This window comes from Candidatus Poribacteria bacterium, assembly GCA_016866785.1.
Classification (GTDB): domain Bacteria; phylum Poribacteria; class WGA-4E.
The window spans coordinates 1-19,910 of record VGLH01000017.1; the positions used below are offsets into that span (position 1 = coordinate 1).

At 65.6% G+C, this 19,910-nt stretch carries 15 protein-coding genes; 6 read left to right on the forward strand and 9 right to left on the reverse strand.

Features of this window, described 5'->3' with window-relative positions; translation table 11 throughout:
* The first annotated feature begins 2 nt into the window (after nt 1–2).
* Nucleotides 3–2,048 carry a DUF1156 domain-containing protein gene (locus tag FJZ36_04155; GenBank protein MBM3214088.1) on the forward strand — a complete coding sequence of 682 codons (2,046 nt, stop codon included), beginning with the start codon at nt 3–5 and terminating at the stop codon, nt 2,046–2,048.
* A gap of 3 nt (nt 2,049–2,051) precedes the next feature.
* Entirely contained in the window at nt 2,052–5,687 is a 3,636-nt protein-coding gene (locus tag FJZ36_04160) for a hypothetical protein (protein MBM3214089.1), read from the forward strand.
* 141 nt (nt 5,688–5,828) lie between these two features.
* Here FJZ36_04160 and FJZ36_04165 read toward each other — a convergent pair whose 3' ends face one another.
* Nucleotides 5,829–6,278, reverse strand: a complete 450-nt coding sequence (locus tag FJZ36_04165; GenBank protein ID MBM3214090.1) for a hypothetical protein — start codon at nt 6,276–6,278, stop codon at nt 5,829–5,831.
* Between FJZ36_04165 and FJZ36_04170 the strand changes: the two genes are divergently transcribed.
* Complete coding sequence (locus tag FJZ36_04170; GenBank protein ID MBM3214091.1) at nt 6,267–6,491, forward strand: hypothetical protein; 225 nt, start codon at nt 6,267–6,269, stop codon at nt 6,489–6,491. The two genes, FJZ36_04165 and FJZ36_04170, sit on opposite strands and share 12 nt — an antisense overlap.
* Nucleotides 6,492–6,528: 37 nt before the next feature.
* On the opposite strand, the gene FJZ36_04175 is transcribed toward FJZ36_04170, so the two are convergent.
* The 4 genes from FJZ36_04175 to FJZ36_04190 form a co-directional block, all read right to left on the reverse strand.
* Entirely contained in the window at nt 6,529–7,113 is a 585-nt protein-coding gene (locus FJZ36_04175; GenBank protein MBM3214092.1) for a hypothetical protein, read from the reverse strand.
* A gap of 87 nt (nt 7,114–7,200) precedes the next feature.
* Nucleotides 7,201–8,340 carry a LamG domain-containing protein gene (locus tag FJZ36_04180; protein ID MBM3214093.1) on the reverse strand — a complete coding sequence of 380 codons (1,140 nt, stop codon included), beginning with the start codon at nt 8,338–8,340 and terminating at the stop codon, nt 7,201–7,203.
* Entirely contained in the window at nt 8,139–8,978 is an 840-nt protein-coding gene (locus FJZ36_04185; GenBank protein ID MBM3214094.1) for a LamG domain-containing protein, read from the reverse strand. Before FJZ36_04185 ends, FJZ36_04180 begins: the two co-directional genes overlap by 202 nt.
* 82 nt (nt 8,979–9,060) lie before the next feature.
* Complete coding sequence (locus tag FJZ36_04190) at nt 9,061–11,760, reverse strand: hypothetical protein (protein ID MBM3214095.1); 2,700 nt, start codon at nt 11,758–11,760, stop codon at nt 9,061–9,063.
* A 149-nt stretch (nt 11,761–11,909) separates the two neighbouring features.
* On the opposite strand from FJZ36_04190, the gene FJZ36_04195 reads away from it, so the two are divergent.
* The 3 genes from FJZ36_04195 (at nt 11,910) to FJZ36_04205 (ending at nt 16,234) form a co-directional block, all read left to right on the forward strand.
* A complete protein-coding gene (locus FJZ36_04195; GenBank protein MBM3214096.1) occupies nt 11,910–13,049 on the forward strand; it encodes a hypothetical protein in 1,140 nt (379 codons plus the stop codon).
* A gap of 76 nt (nt 13,050–13,125) precedes the next feature.
* A complete protein-coding gene (locus FJZ36_04200; protein ID MBM3214097.1) occupies nt 13,126–14,292 on the forward strand; it encodes an L-rhamnonate dehydratase in 1,167 nt (388 codons plus the stop codon).
* A 22-nt stretch (nt 14,293–14,314) separates the two neighbouring features.
* A complete protein-coding gene (locus tag FJZ36_04205; GenBank protein MBM3214098.1) occupies nt 14,315–16,234 on the forward strand; it encodes a hypothetical protein in 1,920 nt (639 codons plus the stop codon).
* A 34-nt stretch (nt 16,235–16,268) separates the two neighbouring features.
* Here the strand turns inward: FJZ36_04205 and FJZ36_04210 are convergent, their stop codons facing one another.
* The 4 genes from FJZ36_04210 to acpS form a co-directional block, all read right to left on the reverse strand.
* Entirely contained in the window at nt 16,269–17,804 is a 1,536-nt protein-coding gene (locus FJZ36_04210) for a hypothetical protein (GenBank protein ID MBM3214099.1), read from the reverse strand.
* A 112-nt stretch (nt 17,805–17,916) separates the two neighbouring features.
* On the reverse strand, nt 17,917–18,429 hold the full coding sequence (locus tag FJZ36_04215) for a glycine cleavage system protein H (GenBank protein MBM3214100.1): 513 nt from the start codon (nt 18,427–18,429) through the stop codon (nt 17,917–17,919).
* A gap of 55 nt (nt 18,430–18,484) precedes the next feature.
* Nucleotides 18,485–19,543 carry a hypothetical protein gene (locus FJZ36_04220; protein ID MBM3214101.1) on the reverse strand — a complete coding sequence of 353 codons (1,059 nt, stop codon included), beginning with the start codon at nt 19,541–19,543 and terminating at the stop codon, nt 18,485–18,487.
* The gene (gene acpS, locus FJZ36_04225; protein MBM3214102.1) at nt 19,536–19,907 is read right to left on the reverse strand and encodes a holo-[acyl-carrier-protein] synthase; all 372 of its coding nucleotides are present in this window, start codon (nt 19,905–19,907) and stop codon (nt 19,536–19,538) included. The genes FJZ36_04220 and acpS overlap by 8 nt, the downstream gene beginning before the upstream one ends.
* Nucleotides 19,908–19,910: the final 3 nt, after the last annotated feature.

Here is a 19,910-nt window from a genome sequence, read left to right on the forward strand (position 1 = left end):
AGATGGAGAGCGTCCTCTACGCGGTCGTCCTCAAGACGCCACAGGGGATCGACTTCCGTCCGGCGGAGAAGACGGACGTCGACGCGCTCGAGGCGGCGGAACGGGAGCTCGCGCGGCTCCGTCCGAAGTGGGAGCGCGAGGGAGTCATCCCGACGGAAGCAATACCGACCGGTGACAAAACAGGCTCTGACCCCTACGCTCGAGGAACAGACTTGCCGCTCAAGCGCGGAGAAACGCATTGGAGTCATCTTTTCTCTCCGCGGCAGTTGCTTGCGATGGGGACGCTCGTCGAGGAGTTGCGCCGCCTGCGGCCTGAGATCGTGAGGGCGGAGGGCGCGGAACTCGGCGAGGCGGTGATGCACCTGTTGGCGTTCGCTATGGACAAAGTAGCGAACCATAACTGCGCATCGAGCAAATGGGAGAACACGCGGCAAGTTATCAAAGGCAAGTTCGACCGTCACGACTTCGCTTTTCGAGCGACGTTCGCGGAAATGGCGACGTGCGTCGCGGGGAGCGGGCTCGAATGGGCGATAGACAACGTCCTCGACGCCTACGAGGCGCTCGCGAAACTCCCGCGCGTCGAGAACGCGCAACCCGTCGTCGTGACGCAGGGGAGCGCGACGCACCTCGTCGAGGTGGACGACGGGAGCGTCGCGGCGGTCGTCGTCGACCCACCCTACGCGGACAACGTCCAGTATGCGGAGCTCGCGGACTTCTTCTACGTCTGGCTGAAGCGGACGCAGGGGCACCGCCGTCCGGAGTGGTTCTCGACGCCGCTCTGCGACCCGTCCGAAGAGGCGGTCGTCAACGTCTCGCGGTTCCGCGCGAGTCCGAAGGTTCCGGCGAAGGACGCGAAGGAGCGCGCCTACCAGCGCTATGACGCCTTGATGACGGAGGTGTTCCGCGAAGCGCGCCGGGTTCTCCGTGACGACGGCGTGTTGACGGTGATGTTCACGCACAAGAAGCAGGAGGCGTGGGCGTCGCTCTTCGAGTCCCTCATCGAGGCGGGGTTCACGGTCACCGCGACGTGGCCCGTCCGGACGGAGAGCGAGCACAGCCTGCATCAGGCGGGGAAGAACGCGGCGCAGAGCACGGTGATCCTTGCGTCGCGGAAGCGTCCCGACGACGCGGGTCTTGGGCTCTTCAATGACGCGATGCGCGAGGAGATACGGGGGGCGGCGCGTCAGGCGGCGGCGGCGCTCGCGGCGCAGGGGTTGACGGGCATTGACGGTCTCGTCGGTTCGTTCGGGAAGGCGATGGAGGTGTTCAGCGGCTACGCGGAGGTGCGGACGGACACGGGTCAGCGTGTCGGCGTCGCGGAGGCGATAGAGACGGCGGCGGACGCCGTCGCGGAGTGGCGTATCGAGCAGCTCGCGGCGCGGGGCATCGAGGGGTTGGACGCGGAGAGCCGGTTCGCGCTTCTGTGCTGGGACACGCTTCAGGCGCCGGAGTTCCGGTTCAACGAGGCGATGATGCTGGGTCGCGCCGTCGGGATGGACGTGGACGCGCTCATCGGCGCCGGGTTGCTCGTCAAGAAGGGCGAGCAGGTGCGGTTGCTTCCGGCGTCGGAGCGCCGTCGAGAGCGCGCCGTCCGGCGGGACACCGCGGAGGCGCAACTGATGTTGTTCGGCCTGCCGAAGCGGGGTCGGGCGCGGCGCGCGCGGTCGGTGCATCCGTTGGACGAGGTGTTCGCCAGCGGGATCGATGCGTGCCACGCGGTCGCGCTTCGGTACGCGGACGCGGGCGGCGGGGACGCGGGTATCGGCGCGGTGAAGGGGATGGCGCGTCAACAGGGTTGGAGCCGCGAAAGCCCGCCCGCCCGGCTCATGGAGGCGCTCGTCCGGGCGGCTCCGGCGTCCGTGCGGTTCGGTGGCAAGGGGGAGAAGGTCGCGGAGACGTACCCGGAGTTTCGGGCGTGGCACGCCTTGTTGAATCCGGTGTTCGGCATGGAACCGCTGGAGTGGAAGCGCCCCGTGAATGTGCAACCGTCGTTGCATGGGATGGACGACGAAGCCGACGCGGACGAGTCCGATGGCGACGAGGAATAAGCGATGGCGCGTCGAAAGAAGCCGGGAAGTCTCCGTTCGGTCGCCTGGAAGCGGTTCGTTCACGCTCCCGACGCGGAACTGCTGGAATCGCTCTACGTTCCGGCGTTGAGTCGCGCGGCGCGCTACGACCGGTGTTGCGCCTACTTTTCGAGCAGCGTTCTTTCGACGGCGGCGCGGGGATTCGGCGGCTTCATTCAGAACCTTCTCGCGCTCGGCGATGGGGCTCCGAAGCCGTCGGCGCGGCTGCTCGTCAACGAGCAGTTGAACCCGCGCGACCTCGACGCCTTGCTGGCGACGGGCGACGACCGAAACCTCGGCGGACAACTCCTCAAGCAGTTCAAGTCACCCCAAGAGGGGCTTGAGCGAGAGCGTCTGAAGATGCTCGCGTGGCTCGTCGCGAGCGGTCTCATGGCGGTTCGCGTCGGGTTGATGCGCCGGACGCGCGGGATACTCCACGCGAAGTTCGGAGTTGTGACGGACGCGCGGGGGAACCGTCTCGCGTTCATGGGGAGCGGCAACGAGACGGGCGAGGCGTTGACGGAGAACTACGAGGAGCTCGAAATCCGCGCGTCGTGGCAGGACGCCGAGTTCGTCGAGAACTACGCGCGGCGGTTCGAGGCGATATGGAACAACCAGGACGCCGATGTCGTGTCCGTTCCTCTTCCGGAGGCGGTGCGGGAGCGACTTGTCCAGTTCGCGCCGGAGGAACCTCCCGTCGAGGAAGCGACCGCGACGAAAGAGGCGGCGTCCGTCGCGATGTTGTGGCATTTCCTCGCGGAAGCGGGGTATCTCCCGAACGGCGACGCCGCCTGCGATGCGACGGCGTTCGTTGACCTTTGGCCCCATCAGAAACGCGTTGTCGAGGATGTCGTATCGGCGTTTCCGGAGGGTCGTCTGCTCTGCGACGAAGTCGGAATGGGCAAGACGATTGAGGCGGTCGTCGCGTTGAAGCGATTGCTCTGCGGTCGTGGGGTGCGGCGCGCGTTGCTTCTCGTTCCGGCGGGGCTGTTGCGGCAGTGGCAGGAGGAGTTGCGCGAGAAGGGCGGATTGTTCGTTCCCGTCTGGGATAACGGGTGGCTGACTCACGCGGGCGGTCGTCGGGAACCGGTCGACGAATCGGTCGTCTTCGTGGAACGCGATGTTCTTCTGGTGAGTCGGGAATGGGCGCGGTTGGCGGGTCATCGGGAGCGATTGTTGACGGCTCCGACGTGGGACCTGGTTCTGTTGGATGAGGCGCACGCTGCGCGACGGGCGCGACCGATAGAGGGCGAGTTCAACAGCGGGAATCTGCTTCTCGATCTGTTGCGGCAGTTCCAACTGAAGCGACGAGCGCGCGGGATACTGCTCCTGAGCGCGACGCCGATGCAGACGAAGCCGTGGGAGCCGTGGGATTTGCTGTCCGTGTTGGGCGTCGGGGGACAGTGGCTCGCGGAGTTCCGCGATATTCGGAGCTACTACGAAGGCATCGAGGAGCTCCGCGTCATGTTGCCGTCGGAGGCGCGGTCGCGGGCGATGTCGCGTCTCGCGTTGTCCGACCCGTCGTTTCCGGGGTCACCGGACGGGAAACGACATGAGTCGGTGGACGAGCTCGCGTCGGACTTACAGTTTGCCATTGCCGATCAGCGCGAGAGGTTCGCGGAATGGCTCCGACAAGGGAGTCCGTTGTCGCGTCGGATGCACCGGAACACGCGAGAGACGTTGAGGAAGTACTATCGGCAGGGACTTCTCGACACGGCTCCGCCGGAACGGCGCGTGGACGACGTCGTGTTCGACTACGAGGACGCGCAAGAACGGAAGTGCTACGACGCCGTTCGGAGCTACATCAACAAGCGCTTCGAGGCATTGGAGGGACAGAAGAAGGGCAAGGGGTTCGTGATGACGGTTTACCTGCGGCGGGCGTCGAGTTCGCCGTTGGCGATTCGTCGGAGTCTGGAGCGTCGTCACGAGAAACTGAAGGGTGTCGCGGAGCGTCGCGCTGTGGACGTTTTCTACATCGAGGGCGACGAGGAGTTGGACGCTCGCGACCTGAGCGACGCGGACGCGGACATCGAAAAGGTCGACCCGGCGTTGCCGACGGACCCGAACGAGGCGGCGGCGGAGATACAGGAGATTGACACAGTAGTCGGTCGCCTCGACGGGTTGGGAGCGACGGACAGCAAGTTCGCGGAGTTTCTGCGCGTTGTGCGTGACCTGACGGGTTCGGGACGCCGAGCGCTCGTGTTCACGGAGTATACGGACACGATGGAGTACCTCCGCGAGCACCTTCGGCACGAATACGGCATCTCGTTGGCGTGCTACAGCGGACAAGGAGGGAGCGTCCGCAAGAACGACACGTGGGCGAAGGTATCGAAAGCGGAAATAACGCAGCGACTCGCGGACGGACACATTCGCGTGTTGCTCTGCACGGACGCGGCGAGCGAAGGATTGAACCTCCAGGCGGCGAACGCGCTCATCAACTACGACCTTCCATGGAACCCCAGCAAAGTCGAACAGCGCATCGGTCGGATAGACCGCATCGGGCAACGAGAGCCCGAGTTACCGATCCGCAATCTGTTTCTGCGGAACAGCGTGGATATGAAGGTCTATCAGGCGTTGAGAACGCGTTGCCGGTTGTTCGAGCAGTTCGTCGGGCGGATGCAACCGGTGCTTGCGTTGGCTCGAAAGACGTTGTTGCGCGATAGCTTGAACGCCGCGAACGTCGAGGCGTTTCTTGCCTCGCTTGAGAACGAGGCTCAGGGAATCGAGTCCGACCCGCTGGCTTCGAGCGTCTTTTCCGACGCAGACGCCGATGCAACGAGCGACAGCGCGGTTCCGTCGGCGACAAAAGAAGATTTCCACGAAGCCTTGAAGATGACGGCACAGGCGGGAAGCGGGCTGACGATACGGCGAACGAAGGAGTCGGAATCGTGGCGCATCGGTGGATTACGACCGCGCGTCGTCACGGTGACGACTTCGCGCGACACGCTGGAGCGGAAAGAGAACGTCGAACCGCTGACGGTCGGAGCTCCGGTTGTCGAAGAAATTCGGCAGCAGTTCGCGTTTCCGTCGCGGGTTCCTCTTGTGTTGGCGAGTTCGGAGTTTGGTTCGTTTCGATGCGTTGAAGCGCGGTGGATTGGGAGAGAGAGCATCGAAGCCGTCGAGTCGGCGGGACAACTCCGAAGGCTTCTCGATGAGTGGGACGGAGCGCCAGTGTCGCCAGAATCCTGCATCCACGCATCGGATGCGGCAAGAGCAGAAGCGACGCGACGATCGACGGAGCTCGTCGACCGCGCCCGCGAACGCGAGGAACAAGGTCTCGCGGCGCAAGTCGAGGCGGCGCGATTGCGGCTTCTGCGGGAACTCGGAAGGACGCTCCGGTGCTCCGGTCGCGGCGATTTGCGAGCGCTTCTGGCGCAACAGATACGCCACGAGAAGCCGTCGAGCGACGGAACGATGCGTTACAAGTCCGCCCAACAGCGTTTGCGAGGACGCGAGTGGACGGCGGACGACACGCAGGACATCGAGAGCGACGTGGCGGCGATGAAGGACCCCGAGAAGAAAGCGCGGGGTACCGGAAGCGTCCTCGATGCGGCTCTCCACGATCCTCGGTGGAGGTGTCGGGCGTCAACCGTTGTCACAACCGCGAGCGAAGACCGATAGCGGCGTGGTGAGAGTGCTCGGCAACGACAGGAAAGTGCCGGGCAGGATTCCGTAGTCCGGGGTCGGGCGGGGGCGCGGTCGCCCTGCGGAGCGTCTAGACGCCTTCCCGGGGCGGGACTCTGGCGACGGTCGTTTGAGCCCCTACCTATCTGCCTGGCAGATAGGCGTTTCGTACGTTTCCGCATCGGGCGCGTCGCCAACGAGATAGACGCGCCTTTCGATTTCGCTGCGTTCGACCACGACGCGCAACCCCCCGCCTTGGGAAACCCCCCTCCGCGCCTTTCGACCCGTCCACGTATCGAGCCAAAGCAGAAGGTCGCCCAACGCAACGTGATGCTCGCAACGCTTGCCGGTTCCCTTCGGGAGCGATACGAACGGGTGGTCTTTCTTTGAACGGCGAATCCTCTGCCTCATCGCGGGAACCGAGACGCCTGCGACCGTGGCGGCGTCGGGAAGCGATAGCATCATGTCGCCGATATACCCGCCCTCAATGCCCTTGTCCCGCCAAGACTGCAACTCGCTTGCGGTTCGCGGTGGCGCGCCGATAGGGAACGTCCCGACGGGCGCGATGGCGAACTCGTGGACGGTCACAGGCAGCGTAAGCCAACCCGCAGGGGCGCGGAGATAGACGACTCGACCTTCAAGCGCGGCGTTGTCGATTGGGGTGGGTTCGCGGCGGCGCTCGCGGATGTCGGCTACGCGGGCTCGTTCATCTACGAGACGCCGCTGGAGGGCGACACGCCACTCGAATGCTTCCGGGGCGTCGCGCCCAACTTCCGGCGCATCCTCGAAGCGGCGGGGTAGGGGCGATCCGGTTCCCGGTGAGGTCGCTGGATCGGCGCTAGCGAGCGGTCTTCATCTGCGCCCAGGTGACCGCCGCCTTGCCGCGCGGTTCGACGGCGAGCCCGCCGATGCCGAACGGCCGCGACTTGACGGTCTGCCCGATGAGGTCGAACTGCGCGATGTAGCGTCCCGCTCCGACCCAGGGTCCCACGCTGTTGACGGGTCCCGCCGGACGCGGCTCCGGCTTCTTGGCTTGGACGTCGCCGACGTCGATGCCGACAGGCTCGTCCGGGTCGTCGCCGGGACGGACGGGCGGGAGGTCGTCGACGCCCGGGATGTAGCGCTTCTGGTCCCAGCGCCAGAGGGCTTCGTCGCCAGGTCCGAGCAGTCCGAGGGCGTTGTCCATCGCCTGGGGCAGCATCAGCACGGGCTCCTCGCGCCCGTCTTGAGAGAGCCGCGCGATGGTCGGATAGCGCCCGATGGAACCCCACATGACCTCCGCCTGGGTCGCGTTCTTGAGCGTCAAGATGACAGGCTGGCTGCGGTCGTAGGTGGCGCGGTCGGTTGTGAGCATGACGGCTGCGCGGGCGGTTCCCCCGATGGAGAGGGCAAGAAACAGGGAAAAGGCGGCGTAGCGTGTCACGGCGTATGCCTCCGACAATGAAACGGGGCGAGGACGTTGGCACGATGCCACGGACCCCACCCCGTCATGTCAGTCGAACGATGGCAGTTAGCGCGCCGTTGACTTGATCTCAGCCCAAGCCGTCGCAGCCTTGCCGCTCGGCTCCACGGCGGTGGCGCTTCCGACCGCCTGGAAGACCTGCTTGACCTCGGCGGCGCTCAGGGCGCGGTTGTAGATGACGACTTCATCGATCTTGCCGATGAACCCGCCGTCGGCAGCCTTGCCGATCTCTGTCGCCGGTCCTTTGCTCTTGGGCGACCCACCCGGCGACTCTTGCTCCATGCCGACCGCGCCGTTCAGGTACACCGTCATGAGCTTCTCGCCGTACACTGCCGCGAGATGGTGCCAGGTGTTCGGGGCGAGCTTCTTGACGCCGAATCCGCCGTCGCCGACCCAACCCGCCGAGTTGACGATGAACTCCATCTCCTTGTCCGGGTTGCGCCCGTCATAGCGGAGCGCCCAACCCTCGGCGCCGCGCTGAGCGACGATGCTTCCGCAGCACCCGGCGACGACGCCCTTGACGGGGTCCGCGCTGGCGGCGTTGACCCACGCGGCGACCGAGAAGCCCTTCACGGCGGAGAAGTTGAGCGCGGCAGTTCCGGCGATCTCAATGCCCGCATCGCCGTCGAACTCGAGCGCCTGCTGGACCTTGCCCGCGACGGACTTGACGGTTCCCACGACGACGCCGTTGTTGCCGCCGACGACGTCCTTGACGTCCTTGCCGCTCACCGTCGATGTGTCCAGCGGCCAATGACCGACGAGACCATCTTTGGGAAGCTGAGCGAGCGCGGAGCCCGCGAACGCCAAGGCGAGGATCGCTACATGCCAAGACCGAATCTTCGTTCGCACTCTGATTTTCTCCTTATTGGGTGACGGTTTCCCGAACGTCGGGAATGGTGCCGAGTCGGAGGGCGGGTTCCAGCCCCGACCTCCGACCCGCCCAGGTAGCCTTCGTGAACGTCGCGGAACGGAAGAAGCCGCAGCCCCTAGCGGGCCGACTTCATCTCGCCCCACTTCGTCGCGGCCTTGCCGCTGGGCTCGACGCCCAGGCCGCTCGCCGTGTAGATCTTCTTCACGTCGGCAGCAGTGATGGCGCGATTGTAGATGAGCACTTCGTCGATCTTGCCGACCCAGCCGCCGTCGGTCGACTTGCCGATCTCCGTGTTGACGCCGGTGCTCACGGGAGATCCGCCGGGCGATGCTTGGGATACGCCGACCTCGCCGTTGAGGTAGATGATCATATCCTTCTCGCCGTAGACGCCGACGAGGTGGTGCCAGGTCTTCGGGGCGAGCTTCTTGACGCCGAATCCACCGTCGCCGACCCAGCCCGCCGAGTTGACGATGAACTCCATCTCCATGCCGGCGTTGCGTCCGTCATAGCGGAGCGCCCAGCCGGCGGCGTTGCGTTGCGCGACGATACTCCCACAGCAGCCGGCGACGACGCCGACGACCGGATCGTCACTCGCGGCGTTCACCCATGCGGCAACCGAGAACGCCTTCATTTTCGCGAAGTTCAGCGACTCCGTTCCGGCGATCTCGATGGGGCTAGCTCCATCGAACTCCATCCCCTCACGGACCTTTCCGGCGGTGGAGCTGATCTTTCCATTGATGACGCCGGGGTTCTTGCCGATGACGTCCTTGACGTCCTTGCCGCTGACCGTCGAGGCATCCAGCGGGTAGTAGCTGATAATGCCGTCCTCAGGCAACTGCGCTATGGCGGACACCGAAACCACGGCGAACAGGGCAGCGACGAGCCAACCCCTATTCTCCTTCCGTCCCATATGCGTTCTCCCTACCAAAGCGGTATCGAGTGCGTGTGGCGACATGGCAACCGGAGGCAATCCACCCAGAGTGTAACCAATTTCGGGGCTGAGCGCACGTGGCGACGCAGACGCGAGCCACGGCGTACTACCGTATAAGGACGTGGTAGATCGCGTCCGGGTTGAGCTCGGTCAGCACGGAACCGTCCGCGGCGTCCGGCGGAGCCGTCTTGCCGCGCGGACGAACGTACCCGTTCTCGTCCAGCGCGACAACCTGAATCGGCCGGCCATTCGCCCTCGGGAACTTCACAGTCGCCCTGATCTCGGCGACGCCGAACGGGCTCCCGCCCAGCGACGCGATCCGCTCGCCCTCTTGCCGGAACCCGTAAGGGCGATCCTCAGTCAGCGTCTGAACGAGAATGCGGCGCGACTCGGCGAGCGGGAGCCCGTCCAACGAAATGACGCTCACCGAGCCGAACTCGTTCCGACATTCGATCGTCACGTCTCCGAGCGCGATGGGTCCCGCCTTCGCCAGGAACCCGACGGCTCCCTGGCTCCGAGGCGTGTCCACCGTGGCGATGCCCACGCCGTAGCGCCATTCGAGCTCGCCGGTGAGGCTCCTGACGACCTGAGCGGAGCGGTCGATGTAGTGGGACATCGCCGCCTGGGTCGAATCGGCGGGGTTCTCGCCGAAGACGCGGACGACGGGTCCGACGGCGAACGAGAGCGGGTCGAACGTCGAGACGGGACCCGACACGCGCGCATCTGCCGGGACATCGGCGGCGCGGAGGGCGTCGAGCGCTTCGGGCGTCGCCGCGCCGGAGCCCTGCATCGCGAACAGGTCGTCCAGCCGCAGCACCTGGCGGATCGCCGGCACTCCTGCCGCGACATCGCCCCGGCGGTACTGGAGCGCGGCGGCGGGGAACGAACCCGCGACCACCGGCGAGCCGACCTGGAACTTCGCCATCGACGTGTCGCGCAGGAAGTTGCTCCCAACGGCGAAGAAGTAGAACCCGTCGATGTCCTGCAGCGAGCCGTAGGCGGACGCGAGAAACGTCATGTCGGCGCGAAAGCGGTTCGGCTGGGGCCAGCCGATCTCCGAGACGGTGTGCGGGTAATCGCCCGTCTGGAACACGTTGAAGGGCAGGTTCGTCGGATTCTGCACGGCGGCGGTGTTCTCGAACGTGTGCTCGACACGTACGGCGTAGCCGGAGCCTTCGCCGTCGTGCTTGCCGCCGAAGTATCCGTGCCGGTCGATGACCTCTCCTGCCCCGTAGGTGTAGCGTTCCAGCGCGTCGAGCGTGGGCCCGTCGGTCACGTGCCAGTTGCTCGGGGACACGAGGCTCTGGGAGCCCAGATCGTCGCGCAGATGGCGGATCGTCTGCTCGTAGAACTCGCGCTGCAGTTCGGTCAGGAATCGAACTTGATCGCCGATGCGGCGCGTCTTGTCGGGTCCGCCGGCGCGGGAGCCGTCGCGGGTCATGTGCCACGCTTCGAAGATGCCCGCGCGTCCGCCGGCGGCGTCGTCGGGATGGGTCGCGGAGCCCCACGATTCGAGCGCATTCGCCAGGGAACCGTACCGCCCTTCGAGCCAATGGGCGAACCGACGCTCCAGCCGCTCCCAATGAACGGCAGGGACGTTCTTTTGCGTGAACGTCCAGAAGAAGAAGCTGTCCTCGTTCTGGAGCTCGACGACGGAGACGGCAGGCTCCTGGGACAGTGGAACGCCCGTATAGGGGTTGGGCGTGGAGAAGATGCCGTCGAGCCACGAGCGATAGATCGCCTGCATCCGCTCGTCGAAGAAGAGCAAGGCGAAGGGCTTCTTGTTCTCGATGGTCTCGTAACCGTCGATGCCGTAGGACGGCCGGATGTCGAACCAGAGCGGGAAGTAAAAGCTGAGGAAGGTGTAGATGCCCTCGCTCTTCATCGCGGCGATGAGGTAGTGCAGGTCGTCGAGTTTCCGCGCGTCGATGATGGCGGGATCGCCGGAGGCATCGAATAGGGGCCCGTGGTAGCGCACGCAGTTGACACCGAGTTTGGCGAGCTTCCGCGCCAGATAGGCGACGGACTTCCGATCCTGTCCCGCGTTGTTGGCGCTCACGTTGACACCCCAGAAGCGGACGGGGGTTCCATCGCCGAGGACGAACCGGGCTCCGTCGCGCTGGACGAAGCCGTGTTCACCGGCTGCCGCTTCGTTCAGCGAGCGCAGGTCGAGCAGCGCGGAGTCGGAGAAGGGATCGAGCCCGGGCTCGAAGGGGAAGTAGCCCGGATCCGCTTTCGCGGAACGCTCGCCGGGCTTCAGCTTGCCGTTGGGCAGGAAGGCGTCTTGTGTCAGCAGGAACGCGTCGAACGCCGCCGTCAGGTTCTCGCCGGGACCCGCAAGCAGCCGGAGCTCGAAGCGGGCGTTCCCTTCGCGGAGATCGATGGTTCCCAGGTAGACCCAGTGGGCTCCCAGGTGCGTGCGCAGGTAGGTGTCGTCGGCGAGGGAAACATCGCGTCCGCAGATGCGCCATTCGTCGGTTCCGAAGCGCCATCGGAAGGGCCCGTGCTTCCAGAACTTGCGCGTCCAGAGGTCGTACTGCCCGTCGGCGGGTACGGCGACGTCGTAGATCGCGTAGGCTTCGTCGCCGGTGCGTTCGCCGGCGTTGGTGAGCCATTCGCCGCCGGAGAGGAGGTCGCGGGTCTCCGGGAAGGTGGACGAGGAGAACCAGGACGAGTCGGGGAAGTTCGTCTCGATCGGGTTCTCGCCCTCCCACCAGACCCATCGTTCGGCGCACTTCCCGGCGCGCGCAGGGAGCAGGGCGATGGCGATGCACGACAGCGCAAACGTCGCGATTCGGAACGTCATGGCGGCTCCAAACGTGTACGATTCCTCGTTCTGAGCGTAGCCTTCAGCGTGCGCGCACGCCAGCGGGGTTGCCACCAGAACGACGGGCGTCTATCGTCGGCAGCGCAGGCTCGGCTGACGCACACTCGTTGGAGGCAGGAACCATGTCGATGCTCGCCGTTGCCGCGTGGGCGCTCATGGCAGCCGGAAAGACGACGACGGAATGGCGCTTCGGACCGCCAACCGACCCGGATCACTTCCCCATCGGCGTCTGGCTTCAGGCTCCCAAGAACGCCGTGCGATATCGTGAAGCCGGGATCAACTTCTATCTCGCCCTCTGGCGGGGTCCCACTCAGGAGCAGCTCGACGAACTGACCCGCGCCGGGATGCCTGTCATCTGCGGACAGAACGCCGTCGGGCTGGCGAACCGCGAGAACCCGATCATCATCGGCTGGATGCATCAGGACGAACCCGACAACGCCCAATCGCTCGGAGAGGGCAAGGGATGGGGTCCGCCGGTACCGCCGTCGAAGGTTTGGGAGGACTACGCCAAGTGGCGAGCCGCCGATCCGACGCGCCCCGTGCTGCTGAACCTGGGGCAGGGCGTCGCCAACGACAACTGGCGCGGGCGCGGGTCGTGGGGCAAGAAGGAGGACTACCCGGAATACGTGAAGGGTTGCGACATCGTCTCGTACGACGTGTATCCCGTCGCGGATCGGGCGTTGACCGACGGCGACAATCTGTGGCTCGTCGCCGAAGGCGTCGACCGACTGCGGGCGTGGACGAACGACGAGCGGATCGTCTGGAACATCGTCGAGGCGTCACGGATCGGCAACGTCGAACGCAAGGTGTCGCCGGCGGAGCTCCGCGCCGAGGTGTGGATGTCGCTGATCCACGGCTCGCGCGGGATCGTCTACTTCGTCCATCAGTTCGAGCCGCACTTCGTCGAGGCGAGTTTGCTGGAGGACGCCAACCTGCTCGCCGCCGTGACGGCTCTCAACGCGGAAGTTCGCTCCCTGGCGCGCGTTCTAAACACAGGCGAGTCCGTGGGAACCGTGTCCGTGGCGTCGAGCGCGGCTGACGTGCCGATCGACGCGCTGGCGCTCCGTTCCGAGGGCGCGCTCTACGTTTTCGCCGTCGGGATGCGGCAGGGAGCGACGACGTCGCGATTCTCGCTGCGCGGCATCGCCGACGGCACGACCGTCGAGGCGCTCAACGAGGGTCGGTCGCTGACGGTGGAGGGAGGCGGGTTCTCGGACGACTTCGCGTCTTACGGCGTGCATCTCTACCGGATCGACGCGCGTCCGTAGCGCCGGCTCCGTTGCCGCCCCACGACCGCTGCGATATCGTGTCACCGCATCCGACCCCAACCAACAGGAGAGCGCCATGAAGATCGCGTCGATCCAAGCGGTGCAGGCTCACATCCCGCCGCGCCCCGGACCTCGCACGGAGGCGCGCCGACCGCCCTGGGCAGCGGATGACGAAGTCGCCAACCCCATGTCGAAGTTCCCGCGCTACAAGCGCTACCGTTCGAGCTGGCTGCCCAAGTGGCCCGGCGTCTGGGTGAAGGTCACCGCCGAGGACGGCACGTGGGGGCTCGGCATGACGAGCTACGGCAGGGCGACGGCGGCGGTCATCGACGACCACCTGGGGCCCCTGCTCGTCGGCGAGGAATGTCTCGCCATCGAGAAGTGCTGGGACATGATGTTCCGGGCGTCCAAGCCCTACGGAACCGCTGGGATCGCCTCCTGCGCCATCTCGGGGATCGACCTCGCGCTCTGGGACCTCGCCGGGAAGATCGTCGGGAAGCCTGTCTATGAGCTCCTCGGCGGACCTTTCCGCGACCAGCTCTTCGCCTACGCGACGGGCAACGACGTCGATTGGTATCTCGAATGCGGCTTCCGAGCCGTGAAGCTCGCCTGTCCCTACGGGCCCGCCGACGGGCTCGACGGGCTCCGCCGCAACGAAGACCTCGTCGCCCGAACACGTGAGCTCTGCGGCGACGAGGTCGAGATCATGCTCGACTGCTACATGGCGTTCGATGTCGAGTACACCGTGCGTCTCGCGGAACGCCTGAAGCCCTACCGGCTCAAGTGGATCGAAGAGTTCCTCCTGCCGGAAGACCTCGAAGGGCATATCCAAGTGCGGCAGCGAGTTCCGTGGCAAACGCTCGCCGGCGGCGAACACCTCTTCACGGCGTACCCGTTCCGCCAGCTCATCGAACATCGCGCGCTCGACATCCTGCAGCCGGACATCTTCTGGATCGGCGGCTTGACGCCCACGCGGGAGGTCTGCCATCTGGCGAACGCGGCGGGGATCAACGTCATCCTTCACGGCGGCGGGATGAACCAGTACGGACTCCACCTCTCCGCGGCAATGCCGAACACAGCTTGGTGCGAGTACTTCGTCGGAAGTCCTCCCGGCGTGCCGTTGGAAGAGGCGCGCGGCGTCAATGCAAGCGTTGTGCCGGTGAACAGCGCGATCTTCCCAGGCAACGGACCCGGGTTCGGCTTGGACATCCGAGAGGAGTGGCTGAGCCCCTTCTTCGCGTAACCCCGTTGGCAGGGACACTCGGATGGCGAAGCAGGCAGTCCGACGAACGAGCGGCGTCACCGCCCGCTCGTTCGTCCTGGGGATCGTCTTGATCCCCGTCAACGTCTACTGGATCATCTACGCCGAGATGGTTTGGTGGGGCTTGTTCCCTACGACGATGTCCCTATTCTTTAACGTCGTCTTCACCCTCTTCATCCTGACGCTCCTAAATCTCGCCGTCGGGCGCTTCCGTCCGAAATGGGCGCTGACCCCGGCGGAGCTCGCCGTCGTCTATGTGATGCTCTGCATGGCGAGCGCCGTCGCGTCCCACGACCGGGCGCAGGTTCTCATCTCCAGCCTGGGACACGCCTTCTGGTTCGCCACGCCGGAGAACGACTGGTCGGGGCTCTTCGCGCGCTACCTGCCGTCGTGGCTTACCGTCCAGGACCGCTCCATCCTCCAGGGCTACTACGAGGGGGATTCGACCTTCTACCAGCGTCGGATCGTCCTCGCGTGGCTGGGGCCCGCCCTCTGGTGGACGCTCTTCATCGGCGTCCTCATGTTCGTCATGATTTGCCTGAACGTCCTGCTGCGGCGGCAGTGGACCGACCACGAGAAGCTCGCCTACCCGATCATCGAGCTTCCGACGGCGATGATCCAGGAGAGCGGCAAGTCGTTCTTCTCGAACCGCACGTTCTGGACCGCCTTCGTCCTCGTGACGCTGCTGGACATCGTCAACGGGATGCGCGCCATCTACCCGACGATCCCCGTCATTGGCGTCCGGCTACGCGACATCAGTTACCTCTTCACGTCGAAGCCCTGGAATGGCGTCGGTTGGACACCCTTCTCGATCTACCCGTTCGTGGTCGGGTTGGGCTTCGTCATGCCGCTCGACCTCTCGTTTTCGAGCTGGTTCTTCTTCCTGTTTCGCAAGGCGCAGCACATCGTCGGCGCGGCGTTAGGCATCCGCGCGCTGCCGGGGTTCCCGTACGACCGGCAGCAGTCGCTGGGAGCCTATCTCGGGCTGTCGCTCTTCGCGGTCTGGGCGAGCCGGGGCTACTTCGCCGCCGTATTGCGCCACGTCTTCCGCTCGTCGTCACGGATGGACGATTCGAGGGAACCGATGCGCTACCGCGCGGCGGTCGTCGGCATCGCGGTGGGAAGCGTCTTCCTGCTGGCGTTCGTCCATCGGATTGGGATGAGCCTGTGGGTCGCGGTTCTCTTCTTCGGCGTGTTCTACGTGCTGTCGATGGGTATCACGCGGATGCGTGCGGAATCCGGCGCTCCGGCGCACGACCTCCACTTCATGGGACCCGACTACACGCTGACGGCGCTCTTCGGCTCGCGGTTCTTGGGGAAGGACAACGTGACGGCGTTCTCGCTCTTCTTCTTCATGGGCAGGGCGCATCGGAGCCACGTCATGCCGCACCAGTTGGAGGGATTCAAGCTCGCCGAGCGCGTGCAGATGCGATCCGCGCCGTTGGTCGTGGCGATGGTCGCCGCGATCCTCGTCGGCGGTCTGGCGTCCTTCTGGGCGTACCTTCACGACGTCTACATCTACGGCTCCGGCGGCGGGTTCGGTTGGGAACCCTTCAACCGTTTGCAGGAACGCCTTGTCACGCCGACGGGCCCCAACGTGCCCGAGATCTCGTTCACGCTGGCAGGGATGGGGTTCGCCTTCCTGCTGATGTATCTTCGGCGAGCGCTGGTGTGGTGGCCCTTCCATGCGGTCGGCTACGCCGTCTCCGGCGCGGACGACTGGTGCATGAACTTCATCTGGCCCTCGCTCATCATCAGCACGGTTCTGAAGTGGATCATCCTGAAATACAGCGGGTTCCGGCTTTATCGGAAGCTGATTCCGTTCTTCCTGGGGCTGGTGCTGGGCGAGTTCGTGACGGGCAGCCTGTGGAGCATCTACGGCATCTCACAGGGCGTGCGTATCTTCCCGTTCAAGGACTGGTAGACGGAGTTCGCGCTCGAGGCGTGCGGCGTCTGGGCTAGAACGACGTTCCCAGACGGATGTGAACCTTGCCTTCGAGCGGCGAGACCCCCGGAGCGAGCCCGTAGTCCAGCCGGACGATCCCGCCGCGCGACTCCAGGTTCGCCCCGATCCCGTAGCCGTACTTCACTGAAGTGGCGGGCGATGCCCCGGCGATCTTCCCGACATCGAGGAAGGCGAACACGTGCGAGTCGGGACCCGTCAGGATGCGGTACTCCACGCCCGCGAGAACGCGGCGCGTGCCTCGGTACTCCCGTTCTCGGTAGCCTCGCAGCGTCGACGCGCCGCCCATGAAGTACCACTCCGTCACGGGCAGGTCGTCCCCCCGAACGTAACCGGCGCGGACGCTGGGAGCAAGCACGTGCCGCGACCACAGCCGCCGATGCGCCGTCGCCGCTACGTCGATGCGCGTCAGCGGGACATCGCCCGCCATCTGGTCGACGCGCACTCGAGCGTAGCTGCCTTGCGTCGGATTGGGTTGGTAGTCGCGCCGGTCGTAGGTCGATTCGGCGAGGACGCCCCATGCCGAGGAACCGTCCGCACGCGTCGCCTGAACGCCCGCGCCGACGCGCAGGTAGGGGCTCAACCGCCAATCGGCGCGGGCAAGACCGTTCCGACGACTCGAACCCTCATACGTCTCGGCGTTCCATTCGACCGAGAGCCCCAACGGCGCGCCGAACAACGCCGGTTCCCGATACAACGCATGGGTCGCCCGGTTTTCGCCGGACTCCCAGCGGAACCCGACCTGCCGACCGGTTCCCAGCAGGTTCGTCTCCGCCACCTCGATGATGCCGGTGAGCTGCGGCGTGTCCTCGTCGTCTCGGGGCGGCGCGTAGCCGAGAACGCCAGCGGCTCTGCCTGTGCGCGCCTCTTCGACGCGGGCGCGGAAGACGACCCGATCCGGGGCCGATCCGCGCTGCACCATCGACGGGTGGACGCTGTCGAAGTACCCGCTGTTGACCAGCAGGTGTCGCGAACCGTCAATCGCGCGCTGATCGTAGCGGTCGCCAGCGCGGATGGAGACCATGCGCTCGACCGTCGTACGGCGGGTCTTCCTCAAGCCCTCGAACTCGATCCGCTCCACCGTGACGACGGGTCCTGCCCGAACATGGACGAGGAGCCCGACGTCTCCCGTATTGCTGTCGAGCGAGACGACCTCGGGAACGATCTCCGCGAGCGGGTGTCCCGCTTCGGAGAAGCGCATCAGCAACCGCTCGACACCCCGGTTCCACCGGTCGCTGGAGAACGGCGCGCCGACTCGGACTCCCAGCGTACGGCGCAACGTTGCGTCCGAAAAGCCCTCGATTCCGTCGATACGGAGCGATGCGATCCGGGCTCGCGGTCCCTCGCGGATCGCGAACGTGACGCTGACCGTGTCCTGATCGACCAGCAGGCTCGGAGTGATCTCGGCGAACAAGCGTCCTGCGCGGCGGTAGGCATCGAGGAGCCTGGCGGCGCCTTCTGGGAGCGAGGCAGGATCGAACGCGGTACCCGGTTCCCATCCCAGGGCGGCTTGGAGGGCGGGTCGTGACAAGGCGCTGGAACCTATGAACCGGGTGTCCGACAGGACCAGCTCGACGTGCTGGGCTGACGCCGAGACAGCGAGTGTCAGCGCGATGGCGATCCAGGCGTAGTTTGGCGTGCGGCTAGAACTCGTCCTCGCCGAAGTCGTCCCCTTCGTCGTCGTCCTCGTCCTCGTAGAACTCGTACTCTTCCGGTGTCATCAGGGCGTCCAGCTCGTCGACGAACTCCATGCGGATGCGGATCAGCCAACCGTCGCCCTCCGGCGAGTTGTTGAGCAGGCTGACGTCGCCGTCCAGGTCCTCATTGATCTCGACGACCTCACCGGTCACCGGCGCGTGGTAGGTGACGGTCACGCCCTCGCGCGTTTCGATCACGCCAATCGGCTCGTCCTGCTCGTACTCGGCTCCGACTTCGGGAAGCTCCACAAAGACTACGCGCCCATTCTCCAGTACCAGGCGCTCCGAGACACCGACGGTCGCCAACTCCTCGTCGTCCGTCTCGACCAGGATCCACTCGTGAGTCTTCGTGTACCGAGTTTCCAAACTGAGTCTCCTGACGGTCACGTTTCCGTATGGCGCCAGCAACGATGGATGCCGGCGGCATGGGCTGTTCCGGCGAAGCCCGCTAGTTCTAATAGCACAGGGTCAGACGCTTTTCTATGCGATTTGCGGGATTTCTCTGGTACCCGCCTCACTGGGCGCGGCGTATCCCGAACGACCAGGTCCATCGCGACGACTCGCGCTCGACCAGGTAGCCGTCCGAGGCGATTGGCAGGAATCCCGGCGAAGCTCCGAGCGACAGCGACCATTCACCGAGTAGAATCGAGCCTCCGAACGTCGGGCCCTGCGCGACCCACAGGTGTTCATGCGGCGTCGTCGTTCCAGTCGTCAGGTCCGTCCGGGTCGTGATCCGGGGCTCGACGCGGCGTTCGTATCCGGCGTTGAGCCGAACTCGATCGCCGATGCCGACCGACCCACCGCCGCTCACCTGCGCCCCGTCCTTCGATGGAAAGCGCGCGTCTCCGACCAGATCGACGGAGACTCGATCCGTCAACTGCCGCGTGTGACCGAGCCCAACGGCTACCTGCCGCCAGAGCCGCGTCGGTGATGCGGCCTCCAGAGCGCCCACGCCATTGCTCAGATTGCGCGCAAGCAGCCCAACGCGCCAGCCTGTAGCGATAGACCATGCGCCGCCCGCGTCGAATGCCCAACCATGGACATAGGCGGGATCGCCGCCTGCGCCCGTCTGCTTCGAGCGGAGCCATTTCGCCGTGCCGCCAACCGACACCGAGTCGCTCAGACGGCGTCCCAGGCTGCCGGCGACCAGCCAGTCCGCCCGTGGGAAGGCATGGATCGACGTTCCGTCGTGATCGACGCGCGTGAAATCGCCTTCTTGCCGCATGCCGACGCTCAACGCGAAGGGAGTCTGGTCGCCCAGGCTCCCGATGTGATCGATCTGCTGATAGGTGTAGCCGGGCTGGTAGAGCTCGCCGCTCGTCGTTTGCCCGCCTTCGGGTGTTCCCGCGAGGAGCAACACGCGAGTGTCCGGTACTCGGAGCGCGTTGATCTGGGTTCCATGCACCGTCATAGGAAACGCCGGATTCAGCGCAAGGGCGATCGTGTTCCCTGAAGCCCGCGCGTCCGCCTTTGGGCTGTCGGACAAGTACGGCAGCGCGGGCGCGCCATGCGCCGCCAGAACGCCGGCAAGGGTCCAAACCAAAGCAAAGGCAACCGAACGATGGTTACGCAAGGAGGAGGAGTACTTCGGCAATGGCGTGGTGCTCCGTGTGCGAAAGGCTGACGCGGACATCGACGCCGCCCATTTCCTGGAAACGCGCCAACGCTCTGCCCCAGAACCGGATGGTCGGCTTGCCGCTTTTTCCTCGAACGACCTCGATCTCTTTCCAGTCGACGCCGCGCCAGCCGGTTCCCAACGCCTTCATCGCGGCTTCCTTGGCGGCGAACCGGGCGGCGAAGCTCTGATAGGGTCGGCTCCGAGAGCGGCAGTAAGCCTGCTCGTCGGGGGTGTAGACGCGCCGCTCGAACCGACCGCCCCAGCGTTCGACCGCCTCGCGGATGCGATGGACTTCGACGATGTCGACGCCGACTTCGATGTC